Consider the following 14676-nt stretch of genomic DNA (forward strand, 5'->3'; position numbering starts at 1 on the left):
TGGGATGCGAAGCTAGTGCATCTGCACTTCCAGTATGGTCGCTTCGGGTAGATCCTCCGTGGCGGATTCGCTGTCGGGGGCGGATTCTGGGGGGAGTTTGGCCCACCACGATCTTGCTGCTGCCGTGGTCCACGCACCGGCGTCGTCACACGCGGCCAATGCTTCCTCCAATTCCACGGCAGACTGAAACCGGTCCTGCGGTGTCTTGGCTAAACATCGCATGACAATTGCTTCCAAATCGGTGGGTATGTCGTCATAGAAGGTTGAAGGGGGCACGACATCCTGATGCACATGCGCGAACAGGGCTTTGATCGGCTTGCTCTCCACAAAGACCGGCTGCGCGGTTAGCAGATAGTAGGCCACCGCACCCAACGAATAGATGTCGCTACGGGAATCGGCCGCTTGATCACCGGTGACGGTTTCGGGGGGAGCGTACAGCGGTGATCCCACTAGGGCGCCGTCTAATGTCAAATCCGGCGACCCTTTGGTCGGCAGCGCGGTTTTCACCAAACCGAAATCTAAAAGCTTAGCGACGTCATGCACACCGCCCCGCTGCGCCGCAAAAATATTGCCCGGCTTAATGTCCCGGTGAACCAACCCGCTGGCGTGCGCTTCTTCCAGAGCCGAGGCCACTTGTTTCAGCAAATGAATCACCCGCGCCGCCGGCAATCGACCGTACCGCTCGACGAGTTCCTGCAAGCTCAAGCCGGGAAGGTACTCCATGGCGTAATAAAAGGTGCCGCTATCTGTGTGCCCGTAGTCGTAGATTTCAATCGTGTTTTGATGGGTCAGTTGGGCAGCCGCTTGAACTTCACTTTCAAATCGCGCGATGGCTTCGGGATCCTGTTCGCGGTCACGGCGAATCAACTTCACAGCGCACGGCCGTTTGAGCAATCGATGCTCGGCCAGATAAACTTCACCCATGCCCCCTTCGCCAAGCTTTTTGCGCAATGCATACGAGCCAATTTGGCGGGCATTGACGAAGCTGCGGCGCAGGTCGCCGATTTTGTGCGACCCATAGACCGATGCGACCGCCGCCATGATTAGCCACAACAGCATCCACAAAAATTCGCCGTGACTGAGCAAGTCGACTGGATGCCCTCGCGTTGCTGCCGCCGCGACAGTGACGGCAACTGGTGCTGCCACCATCAGTCCGGTGGCGACCGCCGCGCGCTTCCAAGTGTTGGGAATGAACAGCCCATACAGGTAGATCAACGTCACCCACTCAACAGCGGCATCGGCAGCGAAGAGCGTTAAGAAGACCTTCATCGCACCTGCATGCTGGATACAGAGACAGGCTTCGTCGAATTGTTCCCAGGCAAAATAGGCGCCGGCCAGGCCAAACACGCCGACTTCCACTTTTCGCAGTTGGCACAGCGTGGGGCACCATCGGCTCCACAACAAGAGACAAAACGCCCCCATGCCGACCGTAGTCAGCACGTGCGACGTGAGCATCGTGTCGCTCTCAATTTCTCCAACTGGCGTGTAGGCGAGGTCCAGGACCAAAAAAGCGATAAAGCCGATAAACATCAGCAACGTGGCCGCTTTGAGCCGCACTTTCAAAAGCGTCAGATTTTCGGCCGACAGTTGGGTCGATGCGGCGTTCCCCGCGCCCAACATGGGACAGAACTGCCCCGAAGCAGAAAGTGGGGCTGCGAGACGGTTGCTGACTCTGTCATCCAAGTCGCCGGGAGTTGCCCCAGTATCGCTAACCATCGTCTTTCCTTTTCCAACTCACGCACATGGCGTGGGAGCGATCCCTCGCCTGAATCATGGAGATGCGTCAACCCAGCCTTGGCACGCGTTTCCCGTGGAAAACGCCTCAAGTAAGGGAGTATTCGCCAGGTTTTCCATCACCTTAGATTTCCTGCCATTATAGGCAAAATCAATCCCCCAGGCGAGCGTAAGTAGCACGCCATGCCACAGGGGGCGTGCTTCGAGCGGTCACTGGGGTCTCCATTTTATTTTTGTACGCCGAAAACGAAGAAAACGATTGATTCATCCCTGTCGATTTTGCCGATAACATAAAACAGGCAATTTGGTGTTTTTTGTGTGCCGGTAATCCGCCGGCCGTTTTGAGACATCGATAACCTATTGTCAACGAGATTCCCCATTGAGGCTGTGCGATAAGGCACACAATGAGGATTTACTGAGCGACGCGACGTACTGCGAAATCATCCATCTGCAGATGCTTTCAGACCGCAAAAACTATTCGGTCGAAGACTTACACAGGTCGCGAAATATTGTTTGTTCGTAGCATGAGAAGGAACGGCAACATGCGATACCGGCTCAATTTGATTCTGTTCGGCAGCCTGATCTGGGTCGCCACCGGCTGTTGCTGCTGTTACGACCAGTGTTGCAACTACGGCGGATACGGTTATACCCCAACGGCTTATAACTATGGCGGCGGGTACAACACGGTCGCTACGACGGGCAACACGATGACGCAGACCACTGCCAACTCATCGTACATTGCCAGCAATCAAACCAACTACAATGCGACCGCCGGCGCAGCGACAAACTACGCACCGGTCAATGGCACCTACACCACTCCCAACAACCAAACCATCATGCCACAACAGCAGAGCTCCACGACCGGCAATCTCTGCCCCTGCGAAACGTCGGACTTCAGCAGCGAGACGATTATGCAGGACGTCAACGGGATGTCGATGCCCATGGAAGGTGTGGTGTATGATGCTTCGGATATGTACATGCCGATGATGACGGCACCGCCGACAACGGCAGCGGAACTGAAAACCGAATCGACCAAACCGGGCGAACTCATTCCGGTTCCGCAACCGGAGATTGGCATTCCGACCAGCACGGACGGTCGTCCGCTCGTTCCGCCCGCCCCTGCTCCGCTGGACAAATAGTTGTCCACACAGGTCAGCTGAAATCTCTTGCCACGCGCAGGAATCACTCCGCTTAAGGGACAGGGTCGGCTTTCACGAACAATGCCTTGGGCGGCGCCGTGTAATACTGAAACAAGGCCGGACAGATCCAGCCTTCCATCGGCGGATCATCGAGACGGTAGTAGTTGCCCGTCCCGTCGCTGCGCGTCCAGGTGAGTTTCTTTTCATACCCGGGAAATTCGGCGGCGGAAAACGTCAATCGAAAGCCCTGCTCTGCGTCGGGAATGTCGGCGACAAGCGCGTCGATCATTTCCGGCACGCCAGCAACGAATGGCTCGCGGACCAGCCCCACCGATTCATCATCGAACACCCAAGTGCCCGCGTAGCGGTACGGCTGGATGATCATCACGGAGTTGGAATTCGGCGAATTGCGCGCATCGCCGTTCATCCCATAATACCACGTCAGTCCGCCGGCGATTGCAAGCGCCAAGAAGGAATAAACGATCACACGTCGTGAATCGACAACGGGACGTTTGGACTCGTTCATAGCGAGACTCCGTAGTGGCAAGCGGGATGTGGCAACTGCTTCGTACAGTCTCTCACCTATCGCGACAACAGTCAAATCGAACCCAGCGAAGATGGGCGATTCCCAATGCGCTAGCAGTGCCAACTTGCCGTGACCGCTGCCGACCTTTAGGATGCACGGATCGCATTTCACCGGCAGCCCATTTCCCCGACGCTGTCGTGTTCCACAATAGAAATCGGACCGTGTATGGAAGATGGAAAACCCACCAACGTCCGTTGGACAGTGCTGGCCTTGGCCTGTTTCACGTCGTGGTTTTTGTACTTGCACCGCTACACGTGGAATTTCATCGGCCCGGCATTGGAAACGGAATACGGCTTTAACAAGGCCGAGACGGGGAGTTTGGCGGCTTTTTTTAATATCACCTACGGAATCGGACAAGTCCCGTCGGGCATCTTGAGCGACTTCATGGGGCCGCATTTTTTCCTGGGGCTGATCATCATCGTCTGGTCGTTGGTGTTGCCTTGTCAGGGATGGGTGACGAGCTTTCCCGGACTGGCGACCACACGCTTGGCGTTTGGAGCTGCACAAGCCGGCGCCTATCCCAGCTTGGCCAACGTCTCGCAAGCGTGGTTTCCGCTCTCCAGCCGAACGATCATGCAATCGATCATTGCCACGCTGTTTGGCCGCGGCGGGGGAGCGATGTCCTCCATCATTTTGGCGTCCGTCTTAATGGACTGGTGTGGATTGACTTGGCGAGCCGGATTGCTGGTCATGGGGGGAGTCGGCGCGCTCTTTGGTATTGCCTTCTTGATACTGTTTCGTAACTCGCCACATCATGACCCCCGCGTAAACGATGCGGAACGCGCGCTCATCGACGAAGGCCGGCTTCCCTCAGCTGCCGGAGCGCCGCGCGTCTTACCTTGGCATGTCGTGCTCAAAAACCGCAGCATGTATTTTTTCGTCATCCAGCAATTCACCAGCGCCGGCGCCGACATGGTCTACAGCCTGTTCATGGGGGATTACTTTTTAAACACCAAAGGCTTCTCGCTTGGGAAGACGGGATTGTTGGTCAGCTTGCCGTTGTGGGGAGGAGCCATCGGTGGCGTGCTGGGTGGTTTTTGTAATGACTTTCTGATACGCGTCACGGGGAGCCGACGTTGGTCGCGTAGCGCTGTCGGATTTCTGGGTAAGTTTGTGGCCTGCATGTTGATGTTTGTGGTCATCTCCCGCGAGAGCGGCGTTGCCGCCGGTTGGGCGTTGTTTGCGGTCAAATTCTTCAGCGACTGGAGCCAACCAACGGTCTGGGGGGCATGCACCGATCTGGGGGGACGGTATTCAGCAACAGTCTTTAGCATCATCAATACGTCAGGTACGGTCGGAGGTGTCGTCGCACCGGCGATTTTTGGGGCAGTTCTGGACTTCAACTCGGTGGCGACCATGGTTGAAGGCAAGGAGAAGATGATTGCGAATTACGACGCGCTGTTCTATCTGGTGGCCGCCCTTTACCTAGTCAGCGCCGCCTGTTGGCTATTCATCAATTGCACCGACTCCCTGGAGCGTCATGGAGCCGACGCCAAGGAGGCTTGAGACACATAACCCCTTTACACTCATTCACTTGCGACATCCGCGCAACTGACCATCGATTCTCTAATAAATTCGCAAATTCCCAGAAATTCCCCCCACACATCGTCCGACTATGGCGTATTAAATGTGGGAAACTGAAGAACGAAAGCAGAAGTCTCTTCGCATTTAGCTCGCATTAGTCAGCCAAATCGAGGAAGAATACGACGTGTAAAAGCCGCCTCCGGGCGGCTTTTGCATGCGCGGATCGCTTTTGGGGAATGCAGCCTGACGGTAGTAGTTTACGAGCGGAGCGTTAACGGGGATCGTCAGGATACTCAACCCAGATGCTCCAACAGCTGTCGGGTTCGCCACGGTCAACGTAGTGTTTTTCGATGGCCGCATGAATGACGCGAGGGGCCGCTTGAACCAAGCGGATGTCGCGGTCTAAGATGAACTCCATCGCTTTCAGCGTCCGCTGGGCATCGTCATTGACCGCTGCCCCAGGCGCGGCGATCCATAACTCCTCACCATGCAAAGCAATGGGAATGATCGTGTTTTCTCGCGCGATCGATTCCGGAATCATCTCAATAACCTGCATCGAAATCGGATGTTCCTGGAGCATCGATGCGACTTCTTGCTCAGACGGATCTTCGCTTGAATCGCCCTGGAGATACGAATTCGCCCCAAACCACAGCAAACATCCGCAGTGTGGACAAGGTGCATCGCCGGAGGGCTGTGACGGTTCGATGACGACCGGTTTTCCGCAAATCGCGCAACGGTTGTCATCCCCTTCCGGGGTTCGCGACGAGATTTCCATGACGCCCCCTTCGAGAGTGATTGGCTGCCTCAATTCTACGGGCATTTTCAATCGGCGGGCAAGTTTTTTTCGGGAGTCTGCCGACTTATTCCACTTCCCGCGACCGGCCAGCGGGTGGGGTTTCCACTTGCGTCGTTCCCAATGTCTATGGTACACGAACCGGTACGTGACACGCAGACCATGGCTAAGTTACACTTGCTGTAGCGGCGAAATTCCATTCATTTCTCAGCCGTGCCGCAATTATTGACGTGAAGGTGCAGGTAAGATGAGTTCATTTGATGCTGCCCGGTTATATTTTGAGCAGGCCGCGGAGCACATGGGCCTGTCTCAAAACATGCGAACGTTGTTGTTGACCCCCGAACGAGAACTCAAGGTCCAGGTCGCCATCGAACGCGACAATGGCGAGATCGGGACGTTTATTGGTTATCGCATACAGCACAACAGCGCGCGGGGCCCGATGAAGGGAGGCCTACGGTTTCACCATGAGGTCAATGCCGATGAAGTGTTGACGTTGGCATCGCTGATGACGTGGAAAACCGCGCTGGTCAATATTCCTTACGGCGGAGCCAAGGGTGGGGTCTCGGTCAATGTCCGCAACTTGAGTCCGGGTGAGTTAGAACGACTCACGCGCAAGTTTGTGGATGAGATCCATGACTTCATTGGTCCCGATAAGGATATTCCGGCACCCGACATGGGAACCGATGCCCAGGTCATGGCCTGGATCATGAATCAGTACTCCAAATATCATGGCTTCAACCCCGCCTGCGTCACCGGCAAGCCGTTAGAATTGCATGGAGCAGACGGACGCACCGAAGCCACCGGCCGTGGCGTTGGATTGTGCACGGCGGAGGTCTTGCGCCGTAAAAAAATGGACATCAAAGGCACAACGATCGCGATCCAAGGCTTCGGGAACGTCGGTACGTTCACGGCCAAGTTTCTGCACGACCAAGGCGCCAAGATTGTGGGAGTCACCGATGTTTCCGGCGGTGTCTGGAATCCAGAGGGTTTGGATGTCCCGGAGCTGATCCGTTACGCCCAAGAACATCGCGGCATTGCCGGGTTTGAAGGGACCGAGCCAATCAGTAACGACGATTTGCTCACCAGCGAAGTCGATGTGTTGATTCCCGCAGCTGTCGGCGGCGTGTTGAATGTAGAAAACGCCCCGCACGTGCGAGCCAATATCATTATTGAAGCGGCCAACAACCCGACTGTTCCCGAGGCGGACGAGAGTTTCAATGAACGGGAAATATTAATTCTCCCGGACATTTTGGCAAATGCCGGGGGTGTGATCGTTAGTTATTTTGAATGGGTGCAAAACCGCCAACATTTCCGCTGGGACTTGGAACGGGTGCGTAAAGAACTGGATCGCATCATGCTGGAGAGTCTCAATAAGGTTTGGAAAATTGCTGAGGAAAAAGGAGTGTCGCTCAGGACCGCTTCGTACATTATTGGATTGGGGCGTGTGGGCCGCGCTACCGTGTTGGGAGGAATGTAAAACGTGTCGAAATACACCGCGGCTGATTTTATCGACTGTCCGATTTTCGTGAACATGTCGACCGAGGAATTGCAAAAAGTCGTCAACCTGATGTCGATCGAGGACTACAGAGCCGGAGAGACGATTTTTTCCGAAGGGGACTCGCACGCAGTCATCTGGATCATCATCGAGGGACGTTGCAAAGTCACCAAAAAAACACGCGACGGCGGGCAGCGCGATCTAGCAGTGCTGGCACGGATGCGGACGTTCGGCGAGATGTCGTTTTTCCACCCCGCCCCGCATTCAGCCACCGTCACCGCCGAAACCGATGTGACCGTTGCCCGGCTCGATCGAGCGCGGTTCCACAGTCTGGTCGACCTGGGTTCCCAAGCGGCGCTGAAGATCGCCTACAACACCATCGCCGTCGTCTCGGAACGTTTACGGGCGATGGACGAATACGTTGGGCAAATCATCAAATCGGGCGAAACGCCTCGCAGCGGCCAAGAATGGGGTGAGTTCCGCGCGAAGCTCTACAGCGAATGGCAGTTTTGAGCCGCGGGAAAACCCGCCTCATTCTGCAACATCCGCATCGGTAACATCCGCATCGGTCCCGGCAACCTGTTTGATCGGCTGTGCGGTCTCATCGGACTGCCGAGCCTGCTGCGGGGTTATGAAGATCCCCTTCACGCGCTGCTGCGTACGGCAGAGTGTGAGGCCGTATTTGCGCAAGCTCTTGTCGATGTCTTCCAATCGCCGACGACGAAGCTCAACCAGCGTTTCGGCGCTATAGTAATCGTAGTCGGAATCATCGACATCCGGGACGGTTTCGTGATCGAATTTCAGCGTGACTTGTCCGCTCAGCTCGATCGTATTGACCACAGCCTCGCCAAGTTCTTCCTCAAGGTACTCGACAAAACTGGCGAGACTTCCTTGGTATTCAACCTCCGTCACGCCGTCGCCGTCAGAACTGGTACTCACACTTTGCGAATGATCGTCATCTTTGCGGTTTTCGAGCTTCTTACCAATGTTCCCCGCAGCTTCTTTGAGCGGCATCAGCGTAAGGACGGGAATTGGGCGGACTTCGCGGACAATCTTGATGTCGAACGACGTCTCCAAAGTGCGGCACAATTGGTCGGCCGCATAGGCGCGGGAACCGTTCTTGGGTAGCCCCTTGATGACGACATTGTAACGCCCCTCGGGAAGGCGATTTCCGCCAAAAACGCGCAAGGGCGAAATGCGGCATTCGCCGCAGAGCAACTGCAACAGCAATTCGTCTTTCACACGCAAACGACCGAAGCGATGATCACGTTGTTCTTGCTTCCAGTAACCATGGTGGTTGTCCCAAATGTCATCGTCAGCGTCGCTTTCTTCGATACGGATGATGCTCACATCTTTGGTGCGCGACAGCTCCGTGTCGATGGGCGGCGGCGGTTGGAAGCGCTGTACGTCGGTGGGATCCTCCGCACGTCCGACAATGGAAACGCTGCAGAAAACCAGCAATGCTCCAACCACTTGAAGATAGGGGCGGCATTGTCGTTTTGCAGTTTGCAGCGTGAGGCGGGAGACGGACATGCGTCTCCTCGGTACTGATTGGAACGTGTTGCCCATGTCTCGACTGCCTCCTGCTCCACTCATGCCGCGTATTCTGATGCCGCGAAATTCAAGCGTCCGCCACCTTTGCTCGCATTCTACCCAGGCAGACCGAACGAATGCAAAGAGAATCCGGCAGGGTCGAGCGAAAGCAGGCCGAGAATCGCCGACAAAGTCATTCCGCCAGATCGACCCGAATAATCTCCTTGTCATTGCGGATAAATGCCGATTTCTCGGCAAAGGCGGGATGCGACCAGACCACCGGGCGGCCAAACGCTTCATTCGTCGGTTCGATGGCGTGGAACCGGCTGATTTCGTCGTACCCCTCGGGCGATAATTTGGCGATGATCAAGTCACCGGTTTCACTGAAGAGGAAATACCGGTCTTCCTGTTTGACCAAAAACACAGTGCCGTGATCGGCGCGGCGTTTGCCGCCACTGGTCGGCACGCGGGTTTGCCACAGTCGCTCCCCATCCTCGATGCGGGCACCAACCAGTGCTCCGTCGTGGCAATCGACGCCGTAGATCATCCCGTCCTCAAGAATCGGCGTCGCTTCGGCGGAATAAACGGCCTTCTTGGCTTTTCCCCGCCACAGTTCGCTCACGCCTGGTTTCTCGTAATCCAGTTTCAGCATGACTCCTACGCGACCAATTCCACTGGCAAACAACAAATCGCCTGACTGCCGCGGCGCGATGATCGACATTTCATAGGCGGGTTGCAGCGGTACGCTCCACAATACTTTACCCGACTTGGGGTCTAAGCTATTGAGTTTGTACGGATCCCAGATCAAGAGTTGTTTGATGCCGGCCGCTTCGATCATTGTCGGCGGACAGTAGCCTTGCGGATCAGCAGACAGCGCCCGCCAGACTTCTTTGCCGGTATCCTTATTAAACGCAACTGCCACGCTCCCTTTGCCCCCCACGAGGCAGTACAACAAATCCCCATCCACCAACGGATGCCCGGAGAAACCCCAGATCGGGGCGGTCGTGTTGTATTCTTTGGTCAGGTCCTTCCGCCAGACAAGTTCTCCCTTGTCCGCGGTCAGACAAACCAAGTCCCCCTCGGCGCCCAGTGTGTAGACTTCCCCCCCCGCCACGGTCGGTGTGCAGCGGGGACCAGCGGCATAGGAGAGGTTGTAAGTCCGATCGTATTCGTACTTCCATAGCTCTTCACCCGTTTCGGCCGAGAAACAGAGCACGCGTTCTTTTCCCTTCAGTTTGTTCCGACCGCCCGGGCTGTTGACGATGTCGCCTGACTCTTTGACATAGTCGGTCACAAACACGCGCCCGTCGGCGACCGCCGGTCCGGAATACCCCAAGTCGACCGGCATCCGCCATTTCACCGGTGGTCCATCGGCTGGAAATTTGTCGATGATCCCCGTTTCCCGCCAAATACTATCCCGCTCCGGCCCCAACCATTGCGGCCAGTCGTCGGCATAACCAAACCGAGACAAACTGAGCACCACAATAAAAGCCAACAATTTCGTCTGTCGCATCGCGGATCATCTCCGGGGATTTTAATGTTGCTGAAGAACCGAGCCCGACCTTTGGCCGCAACCACGGAAGATTTGTAACAGTGAATAAACGAGAGGAACTGACTTTGATTAACCCAAGATTGTTTTAGTCTGAACCCCAGCACAGCAGTTTGTTGCCGTTGGCGTTTTGCATTGATTTCGATCTGCCAATATCCCAAACCTTCCCGTCACGCGCAGAATCTTGATTTTACCCAAGAACGCTTTACCACGAAAGCAGCGAAAAACACGAAACAAATATCAGAGCAACGGCGAAGACTTGTGGCGCTTGAGTTGAACTCTTTACAAAAGTTTGGATGAAGAAACGTAAGTTCTTTTTCGTTTCTTTCGTCTTTTTCGTGGTTTATCTTTTCTGAGTACGCCAGACGGCAGTCGTGCAAGCAATGCGCTCACATTGTGCCAACCGCTGCCCAGCCTGTCAAAGCGGATAGGCAGCTGAGTGGCACTTGTGGCAAGCTATGCCCCCAGAGCAGCGACGCGACGCGTGATTTCGTTGTATAGCTCTGCGGGTAAAGCGCCTTTTTCGATGGCGGCGACGTTTTCCGTCAGATGATCCGCATTGCAGGTGCCGACGATCGTGGTATCGCAGTGCGGGTGCGAAATCGTGTACCGCAGGATGAGTTCGGCGCGGTTCATGCCCTCGGTGAGAAGTTCATCCAGCCGGGCGCCGGTCCAGACATCGTTGAGCGCATCGCGTTGAATCTCCGCATCGGGGCCGCCGTGCGCAATTCCCCCGCGAATGATAATCCCGGCGCCGGTCTCGGCTGCTTTCGTAATCCAATCGTGATGCCCCGGTGCGAGGCAGGAATAGGGGATCTGAAATGTGTCGAACACACCCAATTCGATCAGTGCGGGAAGACGGGGTAAGGAACTGGAGGATCCAATAAAGCGAATCACGCCTTGTTCGCGATAGTCCATCATCAAGTCGATCAATCCTGCGTTTTGCAGTCCCTCGGCATCACCTCCGTGGAATTGGAGCAGATCGATATGATCGGTTTGCAGTCGCTCAAGACTCGTTTCGATGTTCCGCTGCACCACCTCTTTGGTCCAAACGTGATCGATCTCGATGTGATCGTCATGTTGCGTATAGGCACAACCGCACTTGGTCGCTAGATAATACTCGTTGCGGCGGGAACCGATGTATTGGCCGATGCGTTGTTCGCTGATTCCGTAATCAGGGGCGGTGTCGATGAAATTGATTCCCACATCCAGCACCGCATTCAGAAACAACTCGGCCGCGGCTTCATCGACCGTGCGGACGCCCCAGGTGTTCGGTCCCCGCAGCCCCATGCTGCCATAGCCGAGTTGTGTGACTTCCAGACCGGTGCGGCCTAATGTTTTTTTAATCATGGTTCATTTCGCGGATAGTGAAACAACGTACCTAAGAATTCCCGCACAGAACCCCGAAGGGGTCGAACATCATAGCCCAGGGGAAACGGCGAAGCCGTGCCCCCCTGGGAAAGCCATCGAACAAACCCTGAAGGGTTTTGTCAACGTTTGTTGAAGATTGCTCGGCGGGTGAATGATTGAACTCCCCCTTCAGGGGAGTCAATTGAAATCGCGCTTGTTCCTAGGGTGCGCTCACTTTGTTCGCGACCCTAGGCTAAGATGAGTTACGCCTTCGGCGTAGGTGGCTTCGTACGCTTAATGTTTGGCTAGAGTTGCTGACTAGTTTTTGCTGATGACGACTTGGTTGGGATGTAGTGTGATGTTTTTGTCGTCGGTTTGCGGAAGTTCTGCGGACGATAAGAGTACAGTGCCCTCCGTCGGAATCGTGACGGCTTCGCCGGGACTTTTGGAGGGTCCCGTGAGCCGTGTTTGCACGATGATCTCTGTTGCGGAATCTTGGCGAAATCGTAGGAAAAAGATATCGGCCTGCGGATCATAACCGGCCGTCATGCGGTCGGCGGATAGCCAGCCGTCGGCGAGGCCTTGTTTTCGCAGTGCGATCAGATCACGGTACCAGGCGAACATCTCCTCGTCGCGGCGGTCGGGGACATCGTGTTTGGCTTGATAAAACGTATCGGATTGCGATGGCAGTAGAAAATCACCCCAGACGTGTTGTGGAAACTCACGGGCCCGTCCGGAATCGACCGCTTGTTTCAGTGTCGCATCTTCGAAGTCGACGAAAAATGGAAATGGCGCATCGATCGCGAATTCCTCGCCCATAAAGATGATCGGGATGCCGGGATACAACAGCGTTAACGCCGCCGCCGCTTTTTGAAATGCCTTGGAGGTCAATTGATGAATCCGTTGGCCCTGCGGGTGATTGCCGACGGAGTCGTGAGTTTGCAAACCGATGATGAACGACTCTATGTAAGACTTACCTTGAGCATTGCGCGACAGGTCTTGGCGTTGCGATGCCTCGATACGTTTTTCGTCGCGACCAAAATAGACAAACCCATGTTGCAGCGCCTCGGCTAAATCGCCAGCGAGGTATTCTCGATGAGCGATCCGTAGATCGGGCAACGCATGTGCATAGATCGCGTGCATCAGGCAATCGCACCAGACTCCGTCGAACGCCAACCGGTCGACTTGGTCATTCAACGACTCCTGATCAAACACGTTCGTCTCGGCGATCAGATGAATCGTGCGGTTAACCGTTTCAGCAAAACGGGACACGTCGCGGCGCAATTCATCAACAATGGCCGGACGGCTGTCGTCTTTGATAAAGTGCGCCGCATCCAACCGCAGCCCATCGAGATGATACTCCTGTAACCAGAACAGAGCATTGTCGATCACAAACTGCCGCACCGGCCCGGAGCCCGGTTCATCATAGTTAAAAGCATCCCCCCAAGGGGTGTGATGTTTCGTGGAAGCGTAGGGACCGAACTCGGTCAGATAATTTCCTTCAGGACCGACATGGTTGTAGACCACGTCTAGGATCACCGCCATTCCCGCCGCATGGCAGGCATCGATGAAATGTTTAAAGTCGTCCGGCGCGCCGTACGTGTTGCGGACGGCGAAGAGGTTCACGCCGTCATACCCCCAGTTCCATTGTCCGGGGGTTTGCGCCACCGGCATCACCTCGACAGCGGTGACTCCCAACGCGGACAATTCGGGCAGTTGTGCCGTCGCCGCTTGAAAGTCCCCTGCTTGTGTGAATGCGCCGATGTGCAATTCATAGATGACCAGATCTCGTTTATCGACGCCGGGCCAGTTTTGATCGGTCCAAGGGAATGCGCGGGGATTGATAATCTGCGACGGCCCATGCACGCCCTCGGGTTGATACCGCGAGGCTGGATCGGGGCGGACCGATCCGCCGTCGAGCCGGTACTGATAACGGGCATTCGCAGCAGCCTCCGGTACAATGCCGGTGAAGTACCCCGTCTCGTCTAATTGCAACGCGTGCGTGATCGTCGTTTGACCGTTGTCGACTTCCACCTCGACACGACTCCGATCGGGCGCCCAGACGCGAAAATGCGTGGACTGATCTCCTATGGGAGTGGCTCCCAATTTTTGGGGCAATGCTTCCTCGCGATCCACCAATCCAAACCAACGGCATCCTTCTCTGACCCCGCTGGTGGCTGGATGGGTCGCAAGATACAACCGGTTTTCCCAACCGGCAGCACGATGCGCCGCATACGCCTGTTGCGCGACTGCACGATCCGCATTCCCGACGACGATCGCCCGGTAACCGGCGGTTAGTGCTGCGAGATCATTTCCCGAATCGCCCGCAAAGACAATTGCATCCTGGTGCAAATCATTCTGCTCGACCCACCAAGCTAAAGCGTGCGCCTTGGACACCCCGCTGGGGAGTAGGTCGATTAAGCCATCCCCATTGAAAGGGTCGACGCTGTGGATGATCGAATAGGGTGCGGCGGTTTGCGACAGTTGCTTTCGGATTTGCTCGACCAACGGGTCCAGCTGCGCGGCATCGGCGTAGTAACTGAGCTTGAACGGTCCCTGTTTTTCTGATTCCTGCAGACGCAACCCGTCGATCGTGGAGAGATGCTGCTTCAATTCATCGATCGGCATTTTAGCGACGATCTCGCCGAGGTGATCCGCATAAGCATCGACCGTCTGCAAAGCGCCGTCGGGTTGCCGATGGAAGATTGACGTTCCCACATCGCAAATCAGCCAGTCTGGTTGTGGCAACTGGTGCTGTTTGATCGCCGATTGAGCAGATGCAAAATGCCGACCTGTGATAAAAATCAATGTGACGTGATGACTCTGCAATTGCGCCGCCAACTGGGGCAAGTCGGCGGTATTTTGAGGATTGTCAGAGAGTGGAATCAGCGTGCCGTCAAGATCGGTCGCCAAGATTTGATTTGTCAAAACGGGGCAGTCGTACTGCGAGGGGGTATTCATTAATTTTCGTCA

Annotated in this window: 11 protein-coding genes; 4 read left to right on the forward strand and 7 right to left on the reverse strand. The window is 55.5% G+C overall.

All coding sequences use genetic code 11. From position 1 onward, the window contains the following. Positions 1–12: 12 nt before the first annotated feature. Positions 13–1716, reverse strand: coding sequence for a serine/threonine protein kinase (locus tag Mal52_RS17020; RefSeq protein WP_145377488.1), 1704 nt, complete (start codon positions 1714–1716; stop codon positions 13–15). Between the two features lie 560 nt (positions 1717–2276). Between Mal52_RS17020 and Mal52_RS17025 the strand changes: the two genes are divergently transcribed. Then, positions 2277–2873 (forward strand): hypothetical protein, encoded by a 597-nt coding sequence (locus Mal52_RS17025; RefSeq protein ID WP_145377490.1) that lies wholly within the window; start codon positions 2277–2279, stop codon positions 2871–2873. Positions 2874–2925: 52 nt separating this feature from the next. Here Mal52_RS17025 and Mal52_RS17030 read toward each other — a convergent pair whose 3' ends face one another. Further along, complete coding sequence (locus Mal52_RS17030) at positions 2926–3399, reverse strand: DUF6717 family protein (protein WP_197534268.1); 474 nt, start codon at positions 3397–3399, stop codon at positions 2926–2928. A 225-nt stretch (positions 3400–3624) separates the two neighbouring features. Between Mal52_RS17030 and Mal52_RS17035 the strand changes: the two genes are divergently transcribed. Next, on the forward strand, positions 3625–4965 hold the full coding sequence (locus Mal52_RS17035; RefSeq protein WP_145377492.1) for an MFS transporter: 1341 nt from the start codon (positions 3625–3627) through the stop codon (positions 4963–4965). A gap of 289 nt (positions 4966–5254) precedes the next feature. On the opposite strand, the gene Mal52_RS17040 is transcribed toward Mal52_RS17035, so the two are convergent. After that, the gene (locus Mal52_RS17040) at positions 5255–5758 is read right to left on the reverse strand and encodes a GspE/PulE/PilB domain-containing protein (protein ID WP_197534269.1); all 504 of its coding nucleotides are present in this window, start codon (positions 5756–5758) and stop codon (positions 5255–5257) included. A 265-nt stretch (positions 5759–6023) separates the two neighbouring features. Here Mal52_RS17040 and Mal52_RS17045 point away from each other — a divergent pair, with 265 nt between their 5' ends. Next, positions 6024–7253 (forward strand): Glu/Leu/Phe/Val family dehydrogenase, encoded by a 1230-nt coding sequence (locus Mal52_RS17045; RefSeq protein ID WP_145377496.1) that lies wholly within the window; start codon positions 6024–6026, stop codon positions 7251–7253. 3 nt (positions 7254–7256) lie between these two features. Further along, entirely contained in the window at positions 7257–7784 is a 528-nt protein-coding gene (locus Mal52_RS17050; RefSeq protein WP_145377498.1) for a cyclic nucleotide-binding domain-containing protein, read from the forward strand. Positions 7785–7802: 18 nt separating this feature from the next. On the opposite strand, the gene Mal52_RS17055 is transcribed toward Mal52_RS17050, so the two are convergent. The 4 genes from Mal52_RS17055 to treZ form a co-directional block, all read right to left on the reverse strand. Next, a complete protein-coding gene (locus Mal52_RS17055; protein WP_197534270.1) occupies positions 7803–8804 on the reverse strand; it encodes a DUF3738 domain-containing protein in 1002 nt (333 codons plus the stop codon). A gap of 193 nt (positions 8805–8997) precedes the next feature. Then, entirely contained in the window at positions 8998–10317 is a 1320-nt protein-coding gene (locus Mal52_RS17060) for a PQQ-binding-like beta-propeller repeat protein (RefSeq protein WP_145377503.1), read from the reverse strand. Positions 10318–10809: 492 nt separating this feature from the next. Further along, a complete protein-coding gene (locus Mal52_RS17065) occupies positions 10810–11703 on the reverse strand; it encodes an aldo/keto reductase (RefSeq protein WP_145377505.1) in 894 nt (297 codons plus the stop codon). A 318-nt stretch (positions 11704–12021) separates the two neighbouring features. After that, the gene (gene treZ, locus Mal52_RS17070; RefSeq protein WP_145377507.1) at positions 12022–14664 is read right to left on the reverse strand and encodes a malto-oligosyltrehalose trehalohydrolase; all 2643 of its coding nucleotides are present in this window, start codon (positions 14662–14664) and stop codon (positions 12022–12024) included. Positions 14665–14676: the final 12 nt, after the last annotated feature.

This window comes from Symmachiella dynata (assembly GCF_007747995.1).
Lineage (GTDB): Bacteria > Planctomycetota > Planctomycetia > Planctomycetales > Planctomycetaceae > Symmachiella > Symmachiella dynata.